Source organism: Pseudomonas sp. GL-R-19, assembly GCF_019956375.1.
Classification (GTDB): domain Bacteria; phylum Pseudomonadota; class Gammaproteobacteria; order Pseudomonadales; family Pseudomonadaceae; genus Aquipseudomonas.
The window spans coordinates 23,242-43,947 of record NZ_JAHBDJ010000018.1 but is presented as its reverse complement, the minus strand read 5'-3'; the positions used below and the strand labels follow the sequence as shown (position 1 = coordinate 43,947).

Genomic DNA, 20,706 nt, shown 5'->3' with positions numbered 1-20,706 from the left:
ATGGCCAAACCTGGATTTCGCCTCGCGCTGTTTGCCACCGTGCTGGCACTGATTGTGGTGTTGCTCGGCGCCTACACCCGCCTGACCCACGCCGGCCTCGGCTGCCCGGACTGGCCCGGCTGCTACGGCTTCATCAGCGTGCCGAAAAGCGAAGCCCAGCTGGCCCATGCCGAATTGCATTTCCCGGACGCTCCGGTCGAGGCCCACAAGGGCTGGAACGAGATGATCCACCGCTACTCCGCCGGCACGCTGGGGATATTGATCACGGTGTTGGCCGGTCGCGCGTGGTTACATCGCCGTCATCCGGGACAACCGGTGAAGTTGCCGTTGTTTTTGTTGGCTGTGGTTTTTGGCCAGGCTGCGTTCGGCATGTGGACAGTAACGCTCAGGCTCTGGCCGCAGGTGGTTACCGGGCATTTGCTTGGCGGTTTCGCGACCTTGAGCCTGTTGTTTCTGCTGACCTTGCGCCTGTCCGGCGTACTGCCGGCGCTGACCGTGCCGCGACGCCTGCAGCACTGGGCGACGGCCGGACTGCTGCTGGTGATCGGGCAAATCGCCCTCGGAGGCTGGGTCAGTTCCAATTACGCCGCCGTGGCCTGTATCGACTTTCCTACTTGCCACGGCCAATGGCTGCCGCCTGCCGACTTCGCCAATGGCTTTCACCTGACCCAACACATCGGTCCGAACTATCTCGGCGGGCAACTGGACAGCGATGCCCGTACGGCCATTCACCTGACCCATCGCATCGGTGCGTTGCTGGTCACCCTGGTGTTGCTCGGTCTGGCCTGGCAATTGAAAGTTGTCGGCATGACGCGCCTGGCAGGCCTGGTGCTGATCGCCCTTGGCGCACAAATCACACTGGGCATCAGCAACGTGCTGTTCCATCTGCCGCTGCCAGTGGCCGTCGCGCATAACGCGGGCGGCGCGGCGCTGTTGCTGACCATGGTGCTGGTCAATTACCACGCCCGAACCAGTCTGGTCCGGGTCAAGCAGCCAACGCGCTGGCACTTCAGCCCGCGTAAACACTCAGCCGGGCCCATAACAATAAAAGGAGAGATGCCATGGCGATTCTGATCGGCGAACGTCCCAGTCAGGCGATCTGGCGTGACTACCTGGAGCTGACCAAACCCAAAGTCGTGGTGCTGATGCTCATCACTTCGCTGGTGGGGATGTTCCTCGCGACCCGTGCCGGTGTGCCGTGGACGGTGCTGATTTTCGGCAACCTGGGCATCGCTTTGTGTGCCGGTGGCGCGGCGGCGGTCAATCATGTGGTGGACCGGCGCATCGACGCAGTCATGGCGCGCACCCACAAACGGCCGATCGCCGAAGGTCGGGTGTCACCAAGCGCCGCGCTGACGTTCGCGTTCGTATTGGCGGCCCTCGGGCAAGCCATGTTGCTGACGTTCACCAACCCGCTGACCGCGTGGCTGACCCTCGCCTCGTTGCTCGGCTACGCGGTGATCTACACCGGATTTCTCAAGCGCGCGACCCCGCAGAACATTGTCATCGGTGGTCTGGCCGGTGCTGCGCCGCCGTTGCTCGGCTGGACCGCCGCCACCGGTCACGTCAGCGCCGAACCGCTGCTGCTGGTGCTGATCATCTTCGCCTGGACCCCGCCGCACTTCTGGGCACTGGCGATCCATCGCAAGGAGGAATACGCCAAGGCCGACATACCGATGCTGCCGGTCACCCATGGCGTGCACTACACCAAGATTCATATCCTGCTGTATACCTTCGCATTGCTCGCTGTCAGCCTGATGCCTTACGTGATCCACATGAGCGGTATGCTGTACCTGGTGTGTGCGCTCGGGCTGGGTGCGCGATTTCTGCAATGGGCCGTGGTGCTGTACCGTGGCACTCGGCCGCACGCGGCGATCAACACGTTCAAGTACTCTATTTACTACTTGTTCCTGCTGTTTATCGCCCTGCTCGTAGACCACTACTTACTGTTGAACCTATGACTCGAACCCAGAAAACCGTCTTCATTCTCGTTGCCCTGGTCGCACTGATCCTGGGCCTGACCGTCAACAAGGTGCTATCCGGGAAGAATCAAGGCGATCCGACAGCGCTGATCGACGCCGGAATCATCTTGCTGCCGCAGAGCCGTAATCTGCCGGACGTGACGATGACCAATCAGGACGGCCAGCCGGTCGCGATCAATGAATTGAAAGGCAAGTGGAGCCTGCTGTTCTTCGGCTACACCTTCTGCCCGGACATCTGCCCGACCACCCTCGCCCAACTGCGACAGATCAAGAGCGAGTTGCCGCCAGAAGCGGTGGATAAACTGCAAATCGTGCTGGTCAGCATCGACCCCAATCGCGATACGCCCAAGCAGCTCAAGCAGTACCTGGGTTACTTTGACCCGCAGTTCATCGGCCTGACCCCGGCGTCGACCGAAGAGCTGCAAAAAATCGCCAACGCGGTGAGCATTCCATACATTCCGGCGGACACCAGCAAGCCGAACTACACCGTCGACCACAGCGGCAACCTCGCGGTGATCGGGCCGGACGGCACCCAGCGCGGCTTCATCCGCGCGCCGTTGAATAATGCGAAGTTGGTGGCACAGTTGCCGGTGATGCTCAAACGCAATTAAGCACCGCAATCCCTCTGTAGGAGCGAGCTTGCTCGCGATGGAGTGTCAGTCGACATCACAGTGGCTGACACACCTTCGCGAGCAAGCTCGCTCCTACAAGGGGCTGTGTTTCGGGCACAAAAAAGGGGCGCATTCGATGCGCCCCTTTTTCGTTGCAGCCGTTCGGTCAGAACGCTGGCACTACCGCGCCTTTGTACTTCTCGAGAATGAAGGCCTTCACTTCCGGGCTGTGCAGGGCAGCCACCAGTTTCTTCATCGCTTCGCTGTCCTTGTCGTCCGGACGGGCCACCAGGATGTTCACGTACGGCGAGTCGCTGCCTTCGATGAACAGCGCGTCCTTGGACGGATCGAGCTTGGCTTCCAGCGCGTAGTTGGTGTTGATCAGCGCCAGGTCGACCTGGGTCAGCACGCGCGGGATGGTCGCGGCTTCCAGTTCGCGGATTTTCAGGTCCTTGGTGTTCTCGGTGATGTCCTTGACGGTCGACAGGATGTTGTTCGAATCCTTCAACTTGATCAGGCCGGCCTTGGCCATCAGCAACAGCGCACGGCCGCCGTTGGTGGCATCGTTCGGGATCACCACGTTGGCACCGCCAGGCAGTTCGGCAATGGTCTTGTACTTGCTGGAGTAAGCGCCCAGGGGCTCCAGGTGCACACCGGCCACGGAAACCAGGTGGGTGCCCTTGGCCTTGTTGAACTCATCCAGGTACGGCTGGTGCTGGAAGAAGTTGGCATCCAGGCGTTTTTCCGCGACCTGCACGTTCGGCTGGATGTAGTCGGTGAATACCTTGACCTTCAGGTCCACGCCTTCTTTGGCCAGGGCCGGCTTCACGAATTCGAGGATCTCGGCGTGTGGTACCGGGGTGGCCGCGACGGTCAGGGATTGCGCATGGGCAGAGAACGCGGCAACGGCCGCGAAGGCCACGAGTAGTTTTTTCATTCAGCTAACTCCTTGTGCGGCACCGGTTTCCGGCGCCTGCCAGCGAATGGCCGGCTCATGTCTTATTTACGGGAGAAATGCACAACCAGTTTGTCGCCAACGGTTTGCAGTACCTGGACCAGTATCAGCAGCAACACCACCGTCACGACCATCACATCGGTCTGGAAACGCTGGTAACCGAAGCGGATCGCCAGGTCCCCCAGACCACCGGCGCCCACGACACCAGCCATTGCCGTGTAGGACACCAGTGTAATGGCGGTTACAGTAATCGCTGCGAAGATGCCTGGACGGGCCTCAGGCAGCAACGCGTTGGTAATGATCTGCCGCGTGGTCGCGCCCATGGCCTGGGTCGCCTCGATGATGCCGCGATCCACTTCACGCAGGGCGGTTTCCACCAGACGGGCGAAGAACGGCGTGGCACCCACCACCAGCGGCGGGATCGCACCCGCGACACCGAGGGATGTGCCAGTGATCAACACGGTGAACGGAATCATCACGATCAACAGGATGATGAACGGCAACGAACGCAGAACGTTCACCACCAGCGACAACATCGCGTAGACGCCTTTGGCTTCCAGCAACTGGCGCGGGCTGCACAGAAACAGCAGCACACCCAACGGCAAGCCGAGCAGGACAGTGAACAACAGCGAACCGCCGAGCATCAGCAGGGTGTCGCAGGTGGCCAGCCAGATTTCGAACCAGTCGATATTGACGAAGAAACTTGTCAGGGCTTCCATTAGCGCAGCACCTCCATGTGGACGTCGGCTGCGGTGAAGCGGGCGAAGGCCGCTTCCATGTCACCACCGGTCACGGCCAGGGTCAGTTGCCCGTAAGGGATGTCTTTGATGCGGTCGATACGACCGGCCAGGATGCTGTAGTCGACACCGGTTTCCCGGGCGACAGTGCCCAGCAGAGGCGCGTAGGTCGCTTCGCCCTGGAAGGTCAGACGCAGGATGCGCCCCGGCACGTGAGCGAAGTCGTCACGCTGTTCGCTTTCGTCGATCTGCTCGTCTTCCTGCACGAAGCGCTTGGTGGTCGGGTGCTTCGGATGCAGGAACACCTCGGCCACCGAGCCTTGCTCGACGATCACGCCAGCGTCCATCACGGCTACCTGGTCGCAGACCCGGCGGATCACGTCCATCTCGTGGGTGATCAACACGATGGTCAGTTTCAGCTCGCGATTGATCTCGGCCAGCAACTGCAACACCGATGCGGTGGTTTGCGGGTCAAGGGCGCTGGTGGCTTCATCGCACAGCAGGATTTTTGGCTTGGTCGCCAGGGCGCGGGCAATGCCGACACGCTGCTTTTGTCCGCCGGACAATTGCGCCGGGTACTTTTTCGCGTGGTCGGACAAACCGACCCGCGCCAGCAACTCGGCCACGCGCGAGTCGATCTCGCTGCGCGACAGCTCGCCGGCCAGGGTCAGTGGCAGCGCGACGTTGTCGGCGACAGTCTTGGAGGCCAGCAGGTTGAAGTGCTGGAAAATCATCCCGACCTGCTGACGGAAGCGGCGCAGGCCATTGGCGTCGAGCGCGGTGACTTCTTCACCGTCGACGGTGATCTTGCCGCCACTGGCGTTTTCCAGGCGATTGATCAGACGCAGCAGGGTACTTTTTCCTGCACCGGAATGACCGATCAAGCCGAAAACCTGCCCGTTCTCAATCGTCAGACTGGTCGGATGCAGAGCGGGGATTTCCTTACCGGCGACGCGGTAGGTTTTATGGACGTTTTGAAACTCGATCACGTAGCGAACCTTGTGGGGCGCGTTAGAAAAGGATCAGCGGTTAGCCGGGCGCGCATTTTAGCCTGTCCGTATAGAGGTTCTTAGCATTTATTTCGCATTTGTCCTGTCATTTGGAAATAACGCGATCAAAGGTCAGAAAAAAGGAACAGCTGAAGAGGCTCACTCCAGCGATTGGTCGGTATCGGGTTTGGGAGGGGGAGGCAAAGGCCAAGGCGATTTCGGCCTGAGCATTTTTATTGCCAGACAGGACGCCTTCGCGGGCAAGCCCGCTCCTACAATGTCTGGAACCCTATAGGAGCGGGCTTGCCCGTGAAGCTTTTCAGGGTTTGCGAGGGCTAAGAACCATCTGCGCCGGAACACTGCGCAAAATCTGCCGCTCAAGCTTCAGATCAAACTCAGGATCGAGCTTGTTCACCCGTTTGGTCAGCAAATTAGCCAGCCAAGGGTAATCATTGGTGCGCGGTGCCTGAATGCTCACGTCGCACTGAAAGTTCACCACATCGGCAGCGATGGCATCCAGTTGGCGACGCAGTTTGCCCATATCGTTGATATTCAGCTCGACCGTGGTGCTTTCAGCCGTTAGATCGATGACCTTCGCCTTTGGCTTGGCTTCGGCAGCCTTGAGGGCGGCCTCGGCTTTTTCCAACTCGGCCTTGCGCGCCTGGGCAATCGAGCCGTTGACTCCGCCGGTCAGTGCCGGAGCCTTGGGCATCAATGCGCGGGCACGACTAAGGGCGGTCGCGGCAGCATCTACATCACCCTTTTGCAGCACGATCTGGCTGCGGCGCAGATAGGCTTCGGCCAGTTGCCGCTGGTATTGCTCAAGGGAAGCATCGTTGGGCGATTCGGCCTGCAGGGCTGTCAATTGGTCTTCGGCGGTGGCCAGTTCATCGCTGGCGATGTTTTGTTCCAGCTGTACGATGGCCGTGGCCCGCGCATCAGCGGCCTCGGTGGCCGCCGGTGGCGTGCTTTGGCAGGCGCCCAGCAGCAAAGAAAATGCGACAAGGAGCAGATAACGGGAGGCGAACGACTTCATTCCTGCGACTCTCTATTTGCGCAAAAAACGAGCAAGTCTACACCCCTCGACGGGGCAGAACAAAACTCAGCAGAAACAGCATGGCGGCCGTCACCACAATCGACGGGCCGGCCGGGGTGTCCTTGAACCAGGACAGCGCCAGCCCGCCACACACGGCGAGTATGCCCAGCAGGCTCGCGCCCAGTGCCATCTGCTCCGGCGAGCGGGCGTGACGTTGTGCCGCAGCCGCCGGGATGATCAGCAACGAAGTGATCAACAACACGCCGACGATTTTCATCGCCACGGCAATCACTACGGCGATCAACAGCATTAACGCCAGGCGCAATCCCGCCACCGGCAGGCCTTCGACCCTGGCCAGTTCTTCATGCACCGTGATCGCCAGCAATGGGCGCCACAACGTAACCAGCAAGACCAGTACCGCAGCACTACCGCCAAGAATCCAGGCCAGATCGGTTGGACTGATCGCCAGCAGGTCGCCGAACAGATAGGCCATCAGGTCAATCCGCACTTCGTGCATGAAGCTTAGTACCACCAGGCCCAGCGAGAGCGTGCTGGGTGCGAGAATCCCCAAAAGTGTGTCGGATGCCAGCGGCTGGCGTTGTTGCAAGGTCACCAGCAACACTGCCAACAGCAAGCAGCCGACGGTGACGGCTACGGTCGGGCTGACATCCAGCAGGAAGCCCAGGGCCACACCGAGCAGTGCCGCGTGGGACAGGGTGTCGCCAAAATAGGCCATGCGCCGCCAGACCACGAAAGACCCCAGCGGGCCTGCAACGACGGCCAGGGCCAGGCCTGCAAGCAGGGCGTAGAGCAGAAAATCAGCCATGCTTGCAGCTATCTCCGTGAACATGGGGTTGGCCCGACGCGGGCGCCTTCACCACCGAGCCATGCAGGTCGTGGGCGTGGTCGTGATGGTGGTGATAAATCGCCAGGCTTTGTGCGTTTTTTCCGAACAGCTCGACGAAAGCCGGATCGCCGCTGACCTGCTCGGGATGGCCGGAGCAGCACACGTGACGATTGAGGCAAACCACCTGGTCCGTGGTGCTCATCACCAAATGCAAATCGTGGGAGACCATCAGCACGCCGCAACCGTGACGGTCGCGCAGGCGGGTGATCAGGCTGTACAACTCAGCCTGGCCGGCCACATCGACACCCTGCACCGGTTCGTCGAGCACCAGCAGTTCCGGCTCGCGCAACAAGGCCCGGGCCAGCAACACGCGCTGCATTTCGCCACCGGAAACGCTTTGCACCGGGCTGTCGATCACCTGTTCGGCACCGACCTCCTTGAGTGCCGCCAAGGCCATCGCACGGTCCACGCCCGGCACCAGGCGCAAGAAGCGCAGGACCGATAGCGGGAGGGTTGGATCGACGTGAAGTTTTTGCGGCATGTAACCGACCCGCAGTTTCGGCTTGCGCCATACGCTGCCGCTGTCCGGTTTCAACAGGCCGAGCACGGCACGCACCAGTGTGGTCTTGCCGGCGCCGTTGGGGCCGATCAGGGTAACGATCTGTCCCGGTTCGACGCTCAGCTCGATGTTGTCCAGCACCGGTTGCCCGGCGAACGTGACGGCAACCTGCTCAAGGCGAATCAGCGCGTTGCTCATCAAGCCCCCTGGCAACCCGAGCAGAGACCGATCACTTCAACGGTCTGGCCTTCGACGATAAACCCGACATCCCTGGCGCTGGCGATGATCGCGTCGCTGATGGATTTTTGTTCGAGCTCGATGGCGGCGTGGCACCCACGGCAGATCAGGAACTGACCCTGGTGAGCATGTTCCGGGTGATTGCAGCCGATGAAGGCGTTGAGCGAGGAGATTCGATGGACCAGGCCGTTTTCCAGCAGGAAATCCAGCGCGCGGTACACCGTCGGTGGCGCGGCGCGGCGACCGTCCTGCTCGCTGAGGACCGCGAGAATGTCGTAGGCCCCCAGGGGTTTGTGGCTTTGCCACACCAGTTCCAGCACCCGCCGGCGCAATGCGGTCAGGCGCAGGCCTTGACGTGCGCACAGGGCATCGGCCTCGGACAAAGCGCTGTGAACGCAATGTGAGTGGTCGTGGGGGCGGCTGGCAATCGGTGTTTTTAGCATGAGCGGCGACGAGTTTTGTGAGAGACGTTATTATGTTACCCGTTCTCGCCTCTTCGAGTGGTCATCGTGTTCCGACTTTTTTCTATCTTTGTCGCATTTGTCGCAAGTTTTCTGCTGATCGGTTCGGCGCAGGCCGAGGTCAAGGTCCTTACCAGCATCAAGCCTCTGCAATTGATCGCCGCGGCGGTACAGGACGGTGTGGCGATTCCCGAGGTTTTGCTGCCACCTGGTGCATCGCCGCATAACTATGCGTTGCGCCCTTCCGACGTGCGCAAGGTGCAATCGGTGGACCTGCTGTACTGGATTGGCCCGGACATGGAAGGTTTCCTGCCACGCGTGCTGAAGGGTCGTACGCTGCCGAGCGTCGCCGTGCAGGATTTGTCAGGCATGAAACTGCGCCGCTTCGCCGAAGATAGCCACTCCCACGCCGAAGAAGCTGACGAACACGACCACGATCACCGCCCGGGCAGCCTGGATGCGCACCTGTGGCTGTCGCCGGTCAACGCCCGAGTCATCGCTACGAAAATGGCGGCCGACCTGAGTGCCGCCGATCCTGACAATGCCGCGCGGTATCAGAGCAACCTGAAGGCCTTCGATGAGCGCCTCGATGCGTTGGACGCGCGGCTGAAGAAACGCCTGGCCGATGTTCAGGGCAAGCCCTACTTCGTTTTCCACGAAGCCTTCGACTACTTCGAAGACGCCTACGGTCTCAAGCACGTGGGTGTGTTCAGCGTCGCGGCCGAAGTGCAACCCGGTGCCCAGCATGTCGCGGCGATGCGCGCGCGTTTGCAGGAAGTCGGCAAGACTTGCGTGTTCAGCGAACCGCCGTTGCGCCCGCGTCTGGCGGAAACGTTGGTGGCGGGTTTGCCAGTGAAACTGGCTGAGCTGGATGCGTTGGGCGGGTACACGCCGGCGACTGCTCAGGGGTATGAGCAGGTGCTGGAGAAGCTGGGGAATGATTTGGCAGGGTGTCTGGAGTCGTTGTAATTCGAAAAAAGGTGGCGCCCCCATTCGCGAGCAGGCTCGCTCCCACAAGGATCACCGTGTACCTGTGGGAGCGAGCCTGCTCGCGAAGCTTTTAAAGGGCGAAAGGCAGAGGCGTATTGACCGTCTGCCGCTGCGCCAGGCGCAACTGGAACTCCATCGGATCGTGAATCAACACATCCTGCCCGGCGAACGACTCCGCGGCGATCAAGCGTGACAACCAGAACCGTACGCAAGCCACCCGCAGCATGGTCGGCCACAACTCGGCTTCGGCAGCGGTGAACGGTCGCAAGGCTGCGTAAGCGCCCAGCAAGGCCCGCGCTCGCGGTCCATCGATCACGCCATCGTCGTCCGAGCACCAGTCGTTCAAGGCAATCGCCACGTCGTAGAGCATCGGCCCGGAGCAGGCGTTGTAGAAATCGATCAGCCCGGTCAGGTGCGTGCCTTCGAACATCGCGTTGTCGCGGAACAGGTCGGCGTGAATGTTCGCCCGCGGCAATGCCAGGATTTTTTCTTTCTGCCGGGTGATTTCTTCCAGCGCCCGTTGCAGCAAGTCTTTCTGCTCGGCACCGAGGTGCGAGAGGAACTGCGTGCCCTCTTCCAGCATCCAGTCCAGGCCGCGATCGGTTTTGCGCTTGATCATATTGGCCTGGGTCGCCAGGTGCAGATGGCCGAGCAACTCACCGACCTGTGCGCAATGTTGCGCGTTGGCTTGCTTGATATGCTTGCCGGCCAGGCGTGGTTGCAGCAGCGCAGGTTTGCCCGCCAGTTCGCGCAAGGCCACGCCGTCTGTGGTACGCAGGGCGTAAGGTACCGGCAGGTCGGCGCCGTGCAGCACGTCGAGCAGTTCGATGAAGAACGGCATTTCCTGAACCGGACCGCGCTCGACCAGGGTCAGTACAAATTCGCCCTGCTCCAGGCTGATAAAGAAATTGGTGTTTTCGCTACCGGCGGCAATCCCCTGGAAATCAAGCAGGCGGCCGAGGCCATAAGGGGCGAGAAAAGCTTCCAGCTCGGGCCGAGCCAGGGGGGTGAACACAGACATGTTTAAGCTGCCAGTACGGGCGCCGCTGTTGAGCCAGCGCCGATTAAAGTTAGGGACGACTTACCACTTAAAAATTTCCCACGCCGGAATAAGCATATCCGGGTAGTCGGAGCGGATGAAGTTTCCTTCCGAGCCGTCCGCGCGCACCAGGAAATACGGCTTGCCGCCTTTGGGCGTGACTTTGATCGCATACAGGAAGCCGTTTTGGCGATATTCCTGAATGAGCTTGTCCCCTTCCGTACGAATGGTGACATCCGGTTCCGGCGTTGGCGCATCGTCCGCCGCCATGACGGCCAATGGTGCGATTGCAAACAATCCAGCCAGCAACAGGCGATTTAGTGTGCGCATGATAACCTTGTCCCTTTGTCGTCAACGGTCCCGCTATTCTAGCGCCGGACCCGCCGAAAAGGTTGATCCTGCTCATGAGCCAAGCCCCCCTCGTCCTGGTGGACGGTTCTTCTTACCTGTACCGCGCCTTTCACGCGCTGCCGCCGCTGACCACCTCCAAAGGCCTGCCGACCGGCGCGGTCAAGGGCGTGTTGAACATGCTCAAGAGCCTGCGCAAGCAGTATCCGGACAGTCCGTTTGCCGTGGTGTTCGACGCCAAGGGTGGGACTTTTCGCGATGACATGTACGCCGAATACAAGGCCAACCGTCCGAGCATGCCTGACGACATGCGCGTGCAGATCGAGCCGCTGCACCAGAGCGTGATCGCCCTGGGCTTCCCGCTGCTGTGCGTCGAAGGCGTCGAGGCCGATGACGTGATCGGCACCCTGGCCCGCAGTAGCGCGGCGGCGGATCGTCCGGTGATCATCTCCACCGGTGACAAGGACATGGCGCAATTGGTCGACGGTCACATTACCTTGGTCAACACCATGACCGGTAGCAGCATGGATGTGGAGGGCGTGAAGGAGAAATTCGGCGTCGCTCCCGAGCAGATCATCGATTATCTGGCGCTCATGGGCGATTCGTCCGACAACATTCCGGGCGTTCCGGGCATCGGTCCCAAGACCGCGTCTGGCCTGCTGGTGGGTGTGAACGGCGGCCTGACCGAACTCTATGCGCAACTCGATATCGTGCCGACCCTGCCGATTCGTGGCGCCAAGACCTTGCCGGCCAAGCTTGAAGAGCACAAGGAAATGGCTTTCCTTTCCTATCAGTTGGCGACCATCAAGATCGACGTGCCGCTGGACGTTGGGCTCGACGACTTGCAAATGGGTCCTGAAGATCCGGCGAAACTCTACGAGTTGTACACCCTGCTGGAGTTCAAGAGCTGGCTGAACGACCTTGATCGCGACGCCAAACGCCTGGAACTGAGCGCTGCCGCCGAGCCAGCACCGGCCGCCGATCTGTTCAGCGAACCAGAGGCCGAAGCACCGGCCGCCGTTGCTGAAGCCGCCTATGAAACCATCCTCGATCAAACGCGTTTCGATGCCTGGCTGGAAAAACTGAAAAACGCCAAACTGTTTGCCTTCGACACCGAAACCACCGGCATCGATGCGCAGCAGGCACGACTGGTGGGCCTGTCATTCGCGGTTCAGGCCAACGAAGCGGCCTACATCCCGTTGACCCATTCCTACATCGGCGTGCCGCAACAGCTGGACCGCGACACGGTCCTGCGTGCGCTCAAGCCGATTCTGGAGGACCCGAACAAACTCAAGGTCGGCCAGCACGCCAAGTTCGACATGAACATCCTGGCCAACTGCGCCATCGGCGGCGATCAGGACAACGGCATTACCGTGCGCGGCATCGCCTTCGATACCATGCTCGAGTCCTACGTGCTCAACTCCACGGCCACGCGCCATGACATGGACAGCCTGGCGCAGAAGTACCTGGACCACACCACGGTGAGTTTCCAGGACATCGCCGGCAAAGGCGTGAAACAGCTGACGTTCGATCAGATCGCCCTGGAGCAGGCCGGGCCTTACGCCGCCGAAGATGCGGATATCACCTTGCGTCTGCACCAGACTCTCTTCGAAAAACTTTCGGCCATTCCAAGTCTGGTCGGCGTGCTGACCGACATCGAAATCCCGCTGGTGCCGGTGCTGGCACGCATTGAGCGCCAAGGCGCTTTCGTCGACGCTGCCCTGCTGGGTGTGCAAAGCATCGAACTGGGCAACAAGATGGTGGCGCTGGAGCGTGAAGCCTTCGAGATTGCCGGCGAAGAGTTCAACCTCGGTTCGCCCAAGCAACTGGGCGTGATCCTTTACGAAAAGCTTGGCTTGCCGGTATTGAAGAAAACCGCCAAGGGCCAGCCATCCACCGCCGAAGAAGTGTTGGCTAAACTGGCCGAAGACGACTATCGATTGCCCAAAGTGCTCATGGAATACCGCTCCATGAGCAAGCTGAAAAGCACTTACACAGACCGTCTGCCGGAGCAGATCAACCCGCGTACCGGGCGGATCCATACCTCGTACCACCAGGCGGTGGCGTCTACCGGGCGGCTGTCCTCCAGCGATCCGAACCTGCAGAACATTCCAGTGCGCACCGCCGAAGGGCGTCGCATTCGCCAGGCCTTCGTGGCCCCGTCAGGTTACAAGCTGCTGGCGGCGGACTATTCGCAGATCGAACTGCGGATCATGGCGCACCTGTCCCGGGACAAAGGGCTGATGAACGCCTTCCGCCACAATCTGGACGTGCACACCGCGACCGCCGCCGAAGTGTTCAAGGTCGAACTGGCGGACGTGACCTCCGATCAGCGCCGTAGCGCCAAGGCGATCAACTTCGGACTGATCTATGGCATGGGGGCGCAGAAGCTCGGCAAGGACATCGGCGTCGACACCAAGACCGCCAAGGCCTACATCGATACCTACTTCACCCGATATCCCGGCGTTCGCCAGTACATGGAACGCACCCGTGCGCAGGCGGCAGAACAAGGTTACGTGGAGACACTCTTCGGACGTCGCCTGTACCTGCCGGACATCAACTCCAACAAGCCGCAAGAGCGCGCCGCCGCGGAACGCACGGCGATCAACGCACCGATGCAAGGCACCGCTGCGGACATCATCAAGAAAGCCATGGTTGCAGTGGATAACTGGCTGACCGCGTCTGGCCTCGACGCCAAAGTCATTTTGCAGGTGCACGATGAACTGGTGCTTGAGGTGCGTGAAGACCTGGTCGACCAGGTTCGCGATGAAATTCGCGTACACATGAGCGAGGCCGCGAAACTGGATGTCCCGTTGCTGGTCGAAGTGGGTGTCGGAAATAACTGGGATGAGGCTCACTGAGCCTTCTTGTAGGAGCGAGCTTGCTCGCGATGGAGTGTCAGACACATCGATTTCGACTGAAATTCCATCGTCGGAACGCCGCCCGGAGCAAGCTCGCTCCTACAGAAAATTGTCGTGTTCTGCTGCGGCATAGTGCCGCGGCGGAAGGGCGCAACTCGCTTAGTCCGGAAGGCGCTTAGAGTTATTTCAAAGCTATTTGAAAAAAATCTGAACTAATCTTGTGAGCCACCACTCAGAGTTACTGAATGGCTGGTGAAGCCCTTCGATGCTCCTATGTTGTGTTAAGTGTTGGCAGATATCTGGACCCCGCCCTAGCGGTCTAGAGCTTGAACCCCGGAACTTCTCCCTCCCCATATGAAGTCCGGGGTTTTTTTTGCGTGCGCCAGGGCAAAAGCAACCATATCCCCACCGCTATCGCGATCTTTTGATCTTGCTTTTGCGATCTGGAGATTGTTGATCAAGATCAAAAAGATCGTCCGAACGCGGCCCGAACCTTCGGCAGCCCCTACAGATATTTCGTTATATGTGTTCCCCCGGAATTCCGTGAAGAACTTTTTTTGCCTCGAGAAAACTGCCTGCGTGCGCCGCAGGCAGTTTTCTCGGCACTTACTGAGCTTCTACCTCGGCACCCTTGTCCGCCAGCTCCATCCATCCAGCCAGTACGGTGTAGGCATCTTCCAGGCCCATGCGTTTTGGGGCCGAAAACAGCTGGATTGTCACCAGATCGCCCCAGCCCTTGCGGATTTCCGCCTGTACCTTGAGCAGCGTGTTCTTGGCCGCGCCATAGGTCAGCTTGTCCGCTTTGGTCAGCAGAATGTGCATCGGCATGCCGGCAGCCACGGCCCAGTCGAGCATCAGCAGGTCGAAATCGGTCATCGGATGGCGGATGTCCATCATCAGGATCAGACCTTTCAAACTCTCGCGACCACCCAGATATGCCTCCAGGTGACGCTGCCAGTGTTGCTTGAGCGGGATCGGTACTTTTGCATAACCGTAGCCCGGCAGGTCGACCAGACGGCGTTCATCGTCTAGCTTGAAGAAATTCAACAGTTGCGTGCGCCCCGGGGTTTTCGAGGTGCGCGCCAGGCTGGCGTGGGTCAGGGTGTTCAAGGCACTCGACTTGCCGGCGTTGGAACGCCCGGCGAAGGCGACTTCGAAGCCCTCGTCATCCGGACATTGGTCGACTTTGGCGGCGCTGAGCATGAAGGTGGACTGTTGGCACAGACCGAGGATGGGATTCTTGAGTTGCATGGGATTTCCGATGTGGGCGGCGCCAGGAATGGGGGCGGCAAGCAGTGTCGCTTCCGTTTCAGTGACGCCAGTATATAATGCCGCAGATTTTGTGTGCGCTTTGTCCCAGCGTAGGATGAAGTTCACGAGAGCGACAGACCTTGATTGCGCACTAGAACGCAGCACGCTCTCAACCCTGAAAAGGTCGTTTTATGACGAAATGGCTGCTAGCTGCCGGTGTCTTGATGCCGCTTTACAGCGCTCAGGCTACACAGGATCCGCAAGCTGTGTACAACCGTGTTTGTGGTGCCTGTCATTCCGGCCAACTCCCCATGGCGCCGAAAAAAGGCGATCAGGAAGCCTGGACGCCGAGGTTGGCGAAAGGTATGGAGACGCTGGTGCAACACGTGACCCAGGGTTTCAAGGCGATGCCGCCGCGTGGTTTGTGCATGGACTGCAGTGCCGAGGATTACCAAGCCATCATCCTTTGGATGAGCGAGTAAGCCCGGTCCATAACTCTTAACCCTTAGCCGTAGTTGGATTAGCTGATGAAGAAATTGATCGTGAGTCTGCTGTTGACCGTGGGCATCTCCGGCATGGCCCATGCTGCAGGTGAGGCAGTACAACCGGGTGATGCAAAAGCCGGCCAGGCCAAAGCCGCCGTCTGTGGCGCCTGCCACGGCCCGGATGGCAACAGCATGGCGCCAAACTTTCCAAAACTGGCGGGTCAGGGTGAACGCTACCTGACCAAGCAATTGCACGACATCAAGTCGGGCAAGCGCACCGTTCTGGAAATGACCGGTCTGCTGACCAACCTGAGCGATCAGGACCTGGCGGACATTGCCGCCTACTTCGCCAGCCAGAAAGGCAGCGTCGGCGCCGCCGATCCGAAAGTCGTCACTCGCGGTGAAGCCCTGTTCCGTGGCGGTGACCTGGCCAAGGGGATGCCAGCCTGCACCGGGTGCCATTCGCCAAATGGCGCAGGTAACGCGGCTGCCGGTTTCCCGCACCTCGGCGGCCAGCACGCTCAATACATCGCCAAGCAACTGACCGACTTCCGCAAGGAAGAAGGCGGCCGCAACAACGACGGCGATGCCAAAACCATGCAGACCATTGCCAAGAAGCTGAGCGACGAAGACATCGCCGCGGTGTCCAGCTACATTCAAGGCCTGCACTAAGGCCGACGGATCGGGCGTTGAACGGGGTGCTTATCGCCTGCAACGTTAACGCTCGATTAATCCGTGACAGCAAGTATAAAAAGGGTGGCCTTGGCCGCCCTTTTTTGTGGCCGCTGCCGTTACACTACAGAACTCAAGCCCGCCAGGATCTGTCTGAAAACAGTCGCGCGAGGCGATAAAATTTGTCCAGGAGTAAAGCATGCGTAATCTGATCATCAGCGCCGTTTTTGCCGCTGCCAGCCTGTTCGGCATGACCGCCCAGGCTGCTGAAGCCCCCGCCGCACCTTATGTGGAACTGAGCAATCCGGTTCCGGTCGCTGTGCCTGGCAAGATCGAAGTGGTAGAGCTGTTCTGGTACGGCTGCCCGCATTGCTACGCCTTCGAGCCAGTGATCAATCCCTGGGTCGAGAAACTGCCGACGGACGTGAATTTCGTACGCATTCCAGCGATGTTCGGTGGCCCGTGGGATGCCCACGGTCAGATGTTCCTGACCCTTGAAGCCATGGGTGTCGAGCACAACGTTCATGCCGCGGTGTTCAATGCGATTCAGAAAGAACACAAGAAACTGACCGACAAGGATGACATGGCCGACTTCCTCGCTACCCAAGGCGTGGACAAGGACAAGTTCCTCGCGACCTTCGACTCTTTCGCTATCAAAGGTCAGATCGTCAAGGCGCGTGAACTGGCCAAGAAGTATGAAATCACCGGCGTTCCAACCATGATCGTCAACGGCAAGTACCGGTTTGACGTGGGTTCTGCCGGCGGTGCTGAACAGGCCCTGCAACTGGCCGACAAACTGATCGACAAAGAGCGGGCGGCTAACAAGGCTGCCGCCAACTGAGGGCAGTCACTGCCATGCGCCGATGGGGTACTGAACGCGTCGTTGGCCGGCATGATCCGCGGGTCAACGAGCATCATCTGGAGTCCACGGGCCTGCCCGTAGACAGCCGTCTGCGCTTGCTCAGCTTCAATATCCAGGTCGGCATCAGTACCGAGCGTTATCGGCATTACCTGACCCGGGGCTGGCAGCATCTGCTGCCGCACAACGGGCGTGCCGACAATCTGCAGAAAATCGGCAATCTGCTGGGCGATTTCGATCTGGTCGCCTTGCAGGAAGCCGATGGCGGCAGCCTGCGGTCAGGCTACGTCAATCAAGTCGAACACCTGGCCCAGCTCGGCGCCTTCCCGTACTGGTATCAACAACTCAATCGCAACCTTGGTCGCCTGGCCCAGCACAGCAATGGCGTGCTCAGTCGATTGCGCCCGTGGGCCATTGAAGATCATCCGTTGCCGGGGCCAAAAGGTCGCGGAGCCATTCTGGTACGGTTCGGCGAAGGCCCGGAAGCGCTGGTGGTGGTCATGATGCACCTGGCCTTGGGCGCCCGGGCGCGCAGCCTGCAACTGGCCTACATCCGCGATCTGATTGGCGATTACAAACACCAGGTACTGATGGGCGACATGAATACCCATGCCAGTGACCTGCTGCAAAACTCCGCGTTGCGCGATCTCGGCCTGCTTGCGCCACAACTGGAAGCGACGTTTCCCAGCTGGCGCCCGCAGCGCTGCCTGGATCATATCCTGCTGAGCCCGAGCCTGACCCTGGAAAAGGTCGAGGTGTTGGCACAGCCCATTTCCGATCACCTGCCGGTCGCGGTAGAGATTCGTCTGCCGGGTTCGCTCACGGCCGATGCATTGCCCGCGTTGAGTCCTGCCCCTCGCGGATCCCATGAATGAGCGACGAAGCACAGCGCTGGAAAGAGAAATACCTCAAAAGCATCGAACAACAGGAAAAGCTCGAACGTCGCTGGGACGCACGGCTCGACTTGCTGCGTCGTGGGCTGGTGCGCAGCACCCTGGCGGCGGAAGGTACCGACCGCGCCGTTGACCAATGCATGAAGGAAATGCGTGAGGTCGTGCGTACCGACGACATGGACGCCGGCCTGGCCGCGCTGATTCCGCGCCTGGAAAAAGCCGTGCTCGATTCTGAACAGCGTCGGGAAACCCGGGTCAACCAGACCAGTGCCGCCCTGACTGCGCTGGTCACTCAGCTGCAAACATTGCCGCTGCCACGGGATGTGAGCCGGCCACTCAAGCGTTTCGCCAAGCAACTGGAGGCGCGGGTCAGTCAGGCACGTGAGATACCGTTGTTGCTCAGCGAGTTGAGTGGCTTGCAAGGCAAGGCCCTGAGCCAGCTGGATACCCCGGCGGAACCCGATCGGCCTGGCTTGCTGCAGCGGTTGTTCGGCGGTCGTGAAGCGCAGGAGACGGCGGCCTCAACGGCTACTTCTCCTGCGCTGGCTGCCCCTGTAGCCGAGAGCCCTGCGGCGATTATCGCGTCGGCCCCGGTCGTGATCGAGCCAGCAATCTGCGAGGTACCCGCTGTTGAGCGAGCTGAGGACGAGTCCGCGCCGACTGAGCCAGCCGTGGCTTTTGCCCCCCCGGCTGCGGAGCCTCAGCCAGCCAGTGCAGCCGCGACAGAAATCGAATCGGCCGAGCAACCAGCTCCGGAAACCATCGCGACGCCTCCGGAGTCGGAACCAAACCCCGACGAGCTGACCGCGCAAGCGTCGCCGGATAACTCGCCCTTGCCTCCGATTCCGAGGGAGGAAGTGGCTGTCGCCGATCAGGCACATTCCGAACACGACATTCTCTACGCACTCCCGGACTCCCCCGAGCCCTCCTACAGTTCGGTGGCCAGTCATATCGAAGACACGCTGCTAGGGCTGCTCGAAGACCTGACATTGCCCGAACGTTATCGCCCGCAAGCCGAATCCATGCGCGATCGTCTGAAAAACGGTTTGAACTGGTACGAATTGCTGCCGATTCTCGACGACTTCGCCACGTTGATGCTGGCCATTACCGACAGCGGCCAGCATGAGTTCGAAGCCTATCTACAACGATTGAACGAACGCCTCGAATCGTTCCAGAGCAACTTGCAGGCCGCCACCGCAGGGCACGCCGACAACCGTTCGGCTGCGCGGCAGATGGACACGCAAATCCGCGAACAGGTCGATGGCTTGCAAAGCAGCATGCAGGAAGCCGCGGACCTGGAAGATCTCAAGCACGTCCTGGAAAACCATCTCGAAGGCTTGCTGGGCACCATGGACCAGCACCAGAAACAGCGCGATGAGCGCGAGCAAGAGGTCGCTGCGCGCTTGCACAGCCTGGCCGAGCGGGTCGCCCATATGGAGCAGGAGGCCCAGGGTTACCGTGAGCACCTTGAAGAGCAGCGTCAGAAGGCATTGATCGACCCGTTGACCAGTCTGCCCAACCGCGCCGCCTGGAGCGAGCGCCTGGACCATGAGGTCACACAATGGCAGCAACATGGCAACACGCTGCTGCTGGCCATGCTGGACCTCGATCATTTCAAGCGTATCAATGATAACTACGGGCACCTGGCCGGTGACAAAGTGCTGAAAATCATCGCCAGCGTGTTGTGCAAGCGTTTGCGCGGGACGGATTTCATTGCGCGGTTTGGCGGCGAAGAGTTTGTTCTGTTAATGCCATCCACGGTGTCGGCGGCGGGGTTGAAGTTGCTGGAAAGCTTGCGTGCCTCCATCGAGGCCTGTCCGTTCCACTTCAAGGGAGAGCCGGTGACCATCACCGTGTCTATCGGAATGACGGCGTTCAGGCAGGGAGAGCACGGCGATCAAGCGCTTAAAAGAGCCGATCAGGCGCTGTATCGCGCAAAAAATGCCGGCCGCAATCGCGTGGAGCCGGGCTGATCGTCAATTGTTCCATTTTGTTTGATTGGCGTCTGTCCGTCAGGCATTACGTTACACTGTTGCATTATTGTCTTGTGTGTACTGCCTTCGCCATGAAATATTTTGCTCTGATCGCGTCACTGATTCTGCTGGCCGGCTGCGCCAGCGGTCCCCGTATTGACACCAGCCATCCTTCAGCCAATTACGACAGCCGTGTGCAGTTCGTGGTGGTGCATTACACCAACGCCTCGCTGGAGCGTTCGTTGCAACTGCTTACCCACGGTGAAGTCAGCAGCCATTACCTGATCGGCGACGACAAGGGCGCCACCATCTACAAGCTGATGGATGAAAATGTGCGCGCCTGGCACGCCGGGGAGAGCGAGTGGAATGGCCGGACCTGGCTGAACTCCAGTTCCATCGGTATCGAAATCGTCAACCCGGGCTTCGAGGACACACCGACTGGACGCGTGTGGTATCCCTACACCGAAGATCAGGTCCAGTCGTTGATCGTGTTGCTCAAGGACATCAGCAAACGTCACGGCATAAAGCCTCGCGACATCATCGGCCATAGCGATATTGCGCCGTTGCGCAAGCTGGACCCGGGGCCGCTGTTCCCCTGGAAGCGTCTGGCCGCCGAAGGCTTGGGCCTCTGGCCGAATGAACAGTCGGTGGCGCGCCAGCAAATGTTGTTCGCCGAGCAGTTGCCGAGCATCAGCTGGTTTCAGGCGCAGTTGACCCGCTTGGGTTATGCCTCGCCACAAACCGGCGAGCTCGATGTCGCGACACGGCATGTGATAGCGGCATTCCAGATGCATTTCCGTCCGGCGCGCTTCGACGGCACTCCGGATGCGCAAACTGCAGCGCTACTTTTGGTGTTGAATCAGTCAAAATAATGACGCCGCCCGACGGTACGGGCATTTTCCCAATCAGCAGCTATAACTC

General features: G+C 60.1%; 21 protein-coding genes. 11 read left to right on the top strand and 10 right to left on the bottom strand.

The features are described 5' to 3' along the window. Genes KGA83_RS11035 through KGA83_RS11025 form a run of 3 tightly spaced genes read left to right on the top strand, consistent with a single transcriptional unit; the run spans position 1 to position 2,593 of the window. On the top strand, positions 1–1,074 hold the full coding sequence (locus KGA83_RS11035; protein WP_223529717.1) for a COX15/CtaA family protein: 1,074 nt from the start codon (positions 1–3) through the stop codon (positions 1,072–1,074). Then, on the top strand, positions 1,062–1,961 hold the full coding sequence (gene cyoE / locus KGA83_RS11030; protein ID WP_108218745.1) for a heme o synthase: 900 nt from the start codon (positions 1,062–1,064) through the stop codon (positions 1,959–1,961). Before KGA83_RS11035 ends, cyoE begins: the two co-directional genes overlap by 13 nt. Next, the gene (locus KGA83_RS11025) at positions 1,958–2,593 is read left to right on the top strand and encodes an SCO family protein (protein ID WP_108218744.1); all 636 of its coding nucleotides are present in this window, start codon (positions 1,958–1,960) and stop codon (positions 2,591–2,593) included. Before cyoE ends, KGA83_RS11025 begins: the two co-directional genes overlap by 4 nt. A gap of 166 nt (positions 2,594–2,759) precedes the next feature. On the opposite strand, the gene KGA83_RS11020 is transcribed toward KGA83_RS11025, so the two are convergent. The 7 genes from KGA83_RS11020 to zur form a co-directional block, all read right to left on the bottom strand. Beyond that, the gene (locus tag KGA83_RS11020; protein WP_108218743.1) at positions 2,760–3,530 is read right to left on the bottom strand and encodes a MetQ/NlpA family ABC transporter substrate-binding protein; all 771 of its coding nucleotides are present in this window, start codon (positions 3,528–3,530) and stop codon (positions 2,760–2,762) included. A gap of 62 nt (positions 3,531–3,592) precedes the next feature. Further along, complete coding sequence (locus KGA83_RS11015) at positions 3,593–4,267, bottom strand: methionine ABC transporter permease (RefSeq protein WP_108218742.1); 675 nt, start codon at positions 4,265–4,267, stop codon at positions 3,593–3,595. Next, positions 4,267–5,274 (bottom strand): methionine ABC transporter ATP-binding protein, encoded by a 1,008-nt coding sequence (locus KGA83_RS11010; protein ID WP_007986164.1) that lies wholly within the window; start codon positions 5,272–5,274, stop codon positions 4,267–4,269. Before KGA83_RS11010 ends, KGA83_RS11015 begins: the two co-directional genes overlap by 1 nt. A 319-nt stretch (positions 5,275–5,593) precedes the next feature. Continuing rightward, positions 5,594–6,310: a PA5502 family lipoprotein gene (locus KGA83_RS11005; RefSeq protein WP_108218741.1), complete on the bottom strand. Its 717-nt coding sequence runs from the start codon at positions 6,308–6,310 to the stop codon at positions 5,594–5,596. 37 nt (positions 6,311–6,347) lie between these two features. Further along, positions 6,348–7,136, bottom strand: coding sequence for a zinc ABC transporter permease subunit ZnuB (gene znuB, locus KGA83_RS11000; protein WP_108218740.1), 789 nt, complete (start codon positions 7,134–7,136; stop codon positions 6,348–6,350). Next, positions 7,129–7,914, bottom strand: coding sequence for a zinc ABC transporter ATP-binding protein ZnuC (gene znuC / locus KGA83_RS10995; RefSeq protein ID WP_007989407.1), 786 nt, complete (start codon positions 7,912–7,914; stop codon positions 7,129–7,131). Before znuC ends, znuB begins: the two co-directional genes overlap by 8 nt. Beyond that, a complete protein-coding gene (gene zur / locus KGA83_RS10990; RefSeq protein ID WP_108218739.1) occupies positions 7,914–8,396 on the bottom strand; it encodes a zinc uptake transcriptional repressor Zur in 483 nt (160 codons plus the stop codon). The genes znuC and zur overlap by 1 nt, the downstream gene beginning before the upstream one ends. A gap of 57 nt (positions 8,397–8,453) precedes the next feature. On the opposite strand from zur, the gene znuA reads away from it, so the two are divergent. Continuing rightward, positions 8,454–9,383, top strand: coding sequence for a zinc ABC transporter substrate-binding protein ZnuA (znuA, locus tag KGA83_RS10985; protein ID WP_108218738.1), 930 nt, complete (start codon positions 8,454–8,456; stop codon positions 9,381–9,383). A 91-nt stretch (positions 9,384–9,474) separates the two neighbouring features. Here the strand turns inward: znuA and KGA83_RS10980 are convergent, their stop codons facing one another. After that, entirely contained in the window at positions 9,475–10,425 is a 951-nt protein-coding gene (locus KGA83_RS10980) for a homoserine kinase (protein WP_007989412.1), read from the bottom strand. 60 nt (positions 10,426–10,485) lie between these two features. Continuing rightward, positions 10,486–10,773 (bottom strand): DUF2782 domain-containing protein, encoded by a 288-nt coding sequence (locus KGA83_RS10975; protein WP_104450417.1) that lies wholly within the window; start codon positions 10,771–10,773, stop codon positions 10,486–10,488. Between the two features lie 74 nt (positions 10,774–10,847). Here KGA83_RS10975 and polA point away from each other — a divergent pair, with 74 nt between their 5' ends. Next, complete coding sequence (gene polA, locus KGA83_RS10970; protein ID WP_223529716.1) at positions 10,848–13,652, top strand: DNA polymerase I; 2,805 nt, start codon at positions 10,848–10,850, stop codon at positions 13,650–13,652. Positions 13,653–14,258: 606 nt separating this feature from the next. Here polA and yihA read toward each other — a convergent pair. Next, complete coding sequence (yihA, locus tag KGA83_RS10965; RefSeq protein ID WP_008002192.1) at positions 14,259–14,903, bottom strand: ribosome biogenesis GTP-binding protein YihA/YsxC; 645 nt, start codon at positions 14,901–14,903, stop codon at positions 14,259–14,261. Between the two features lie 191 nt (positions 14,904–15,094). Here yihA and KGA83_RS10960 point away from each other — a divergent pair, with 191 nt between their 5' ends. The 6 genes from KGA83_RS10960 (at position 15,095) to KGA83_RS10935 (ending at position 20,657) form a co-directional block, all read left to right on the top strand. After that, positions 15,095–15,385, top strand: a complete 291-nt coding sequence (locus tag KGA83_RS10960; protein WP_095942973.1) for a c-type cytochrome — start codon at positions 15,095–15,097, stop codon at positions 15,383–15,385. Between the two features lie 45 nt (positions 15,386–15,430). Next, the gene (locus KGA83_RS10955; protein ID WP_108218735.1) at positions 15,431–16,060 is read left to right on the top strand and encodes a c-type cytochrome; all 630 of its coding nucleotides are present in this window, start codon (positions 15,431–15,433) and stop codon (positions 16,058–16,060) included. A gap of 199 nt (positions 16,061–16,259) precedes the next feature. After that, a complete protein-coding gene (locus KGA83_RS10950) occupies positions 16,260–16,901 on the top strand; it encodes a thiol:disulfide interchange protein DsbA/DsbL (protein WP_108218734.1) in 642 nt (213 codons plus the stop codon). A gap of 14 nt (positions 16,902–16,915) precedes the next feature. After that, positions 16,916–17,794 carry an endonuclease/exonuclease/phosphatase family protein gene (locus KGA83_RS10945; RefSeq protein ID WP_108218733.1) on the top strand — a complete coding sequence of 293 codons (879 nt, stop codon included), beginning with the start codon at positions 16,916–16,918 and terminating at the stop codon, positions 17,792–17,794. After that, positions 17,791–19,785 (top strand): GGDEF domain-containing protein, encoded by a 1,995-nt coding sequence (locus tag KGA83_RS10940; RefSeq protein WP_108218732.1) that lies wholly within the window; start codon positions 17,791–17,793, stop codon positions 19,783–19,785. The genes KGA83_RS10945 and KGA83_RS10940 overlap by 4 nt, the downstream gene beginning before the upstream one ends. A 92-nt stretch (positions 19,786–19,877) precedes the next feature. Then, on the top strand, positions 19,878–20,657 hold the full coding sequence (locus KGA83_RS10935; protein ID WP_108218731.1) for an N-acetylmuramoyl-L-alanine amidase: 780 nt from the start codon (positions 19,878–19,880) through the stop codon (positions 20,655–20,657). Positions 20,658–20,706: the final 49 nt, after the last annotated feature.

Excerpts from the sequence above, each read along its gene's own strand:
- KGA83_RS11035 (WP_223529717.1), top strand. The coding sequence starts at position 1 with ATGGCCAAACCTGGATTTCGCCTCGCGCTGTTTGCCACCGTGCTGGCA.
- cyoE (WP_108218745.1), top strand. The coding sequence starts at position 1,062 with ATGGCGATTCTGATCGGCGAACGTCCCAGTCAGGCGATCTGGCGTGAC.
- KGA83_RS11025 (WP_108218744.1), top strand. The coding sequence starts at position 1,958 with ATGACTCGAACCCAGAAAACCGTCTTCATTCTCGTTGCCCTGGTCGCA.
- KGA83_RS11020 (WP_108218743.1), bottom strand. The coding sequence starts at position 3,530 with ATGAAAAAACTACTCGTGGCCTTCGCGGCCGTTGCCGCGTTCTCTGCC.
- KGA83_RS11015 (WP_108218742.1), bottom strand. The coding sequence starts at position 4,267 with ATGGAAGCCCTGACAAGTTTCTTCGTCAATATCGACTGGTTCGAAATC.
- KGA83_RS11005 (WP_108218741.1), bottom strand. The coding sequence starts at position 6,310 with ATGAAGTCGTTCGCCTCCCGTTATCTGCTCCTTGTCGCATTTTCTTTG.
- znuB (WP_108218740.1), bottom strand. The coding sequence starts at position 7,136 with ATGGCTGATTTTCTGCTCTACGCCCTGCTTGCAGGCCTGGCCCTGGCC.
- znuC (WP_007989407.1), bottom strand. The coding sequence starts at position 7,914 with ATGAGCAACGCGCTGATTCGCCTTGAGCAGGTTGCCGTCACGTTCGCC.
- zur (WP_108218739.1), bottom strand. The coding sequence starts at position 8,396 with ATGCTAAAAACACCGATTGCCAGCCGCCCCCACGACCACTCACATTGC.
- KGA83_RS10980 (WP_007989412.1), bottom strand. The coding sequence starts at position 10,425 with ATGTCTGTGTTCACCCCCCTGGCTCGGCCCGAGCTGGAAGCTTTTCTC.
- KGA83_RS10975 (WP_104450417.1), bottom strand. The coding sequence starts at position 10,773 with ATGCGCACACTAAATCGCCTGTTGCTGGCTGGATTGTTTGCAATCGCA.
- polA (WP_223529716.1), top strand. The coding sequence starts at position 10,848 with ATGAGCCAAGCCCCCCTCGTCCTGGTGGACGGTTCTTCTTACCTGTAC.
- yihA (WP_008002192.1), bottom strand. The coding sequence starts at position 14,903 with ATGCAACTCAAGAATCCCATCCTCGGTCTGTGCCAACAGTCCACCTTC.
- KGA83_RS10960 (WP_095942973.1), top strand. The coding sequence starts at position 15,095 with ATGACGAAATGGCTGCTAGCTGCCGGTGTCTTGATGCCGCTTTACAGC.
- KGA83_RS10955 (WP_108218735.1), top strand. The coding sequence starts at position 15,431 with ATGAAGAAATTGATCGTGAGTCTGCTGTTGACCGTGGGCATCTCCGGC.
- KGA83_RS10950 (WP_108218734.1), top strand. The coding sequence starts at position 16,260 with ATGCGTAATCTGATCATCAGCGCCGTTTTTGCCGCTGCCAGCCTGTTC.
- KGA83_RS10945 (WP_108218733.1), top strand. The coding sequence starts at position 16,916 with ATGCGCCGATGGGGTACTGAACGCGTCGTTGGCCGGCATGATCCGCGG.
- KGA83_RS10940 (WP_108218732.1), top strand. The coding sequence starts at position 17,791 with ATGAGCGACGAAGCACAGCGCTGGAAAGAGAAATACCTCAAAAGCATC.
- KGA83_RS10935 (WP_108218731.1), top strand. The coding sequence starts at position 19,878 with ATGAAATATTTTGCTCTGATCGCGTCACTGATTCTGCTGGCCGGCTGC.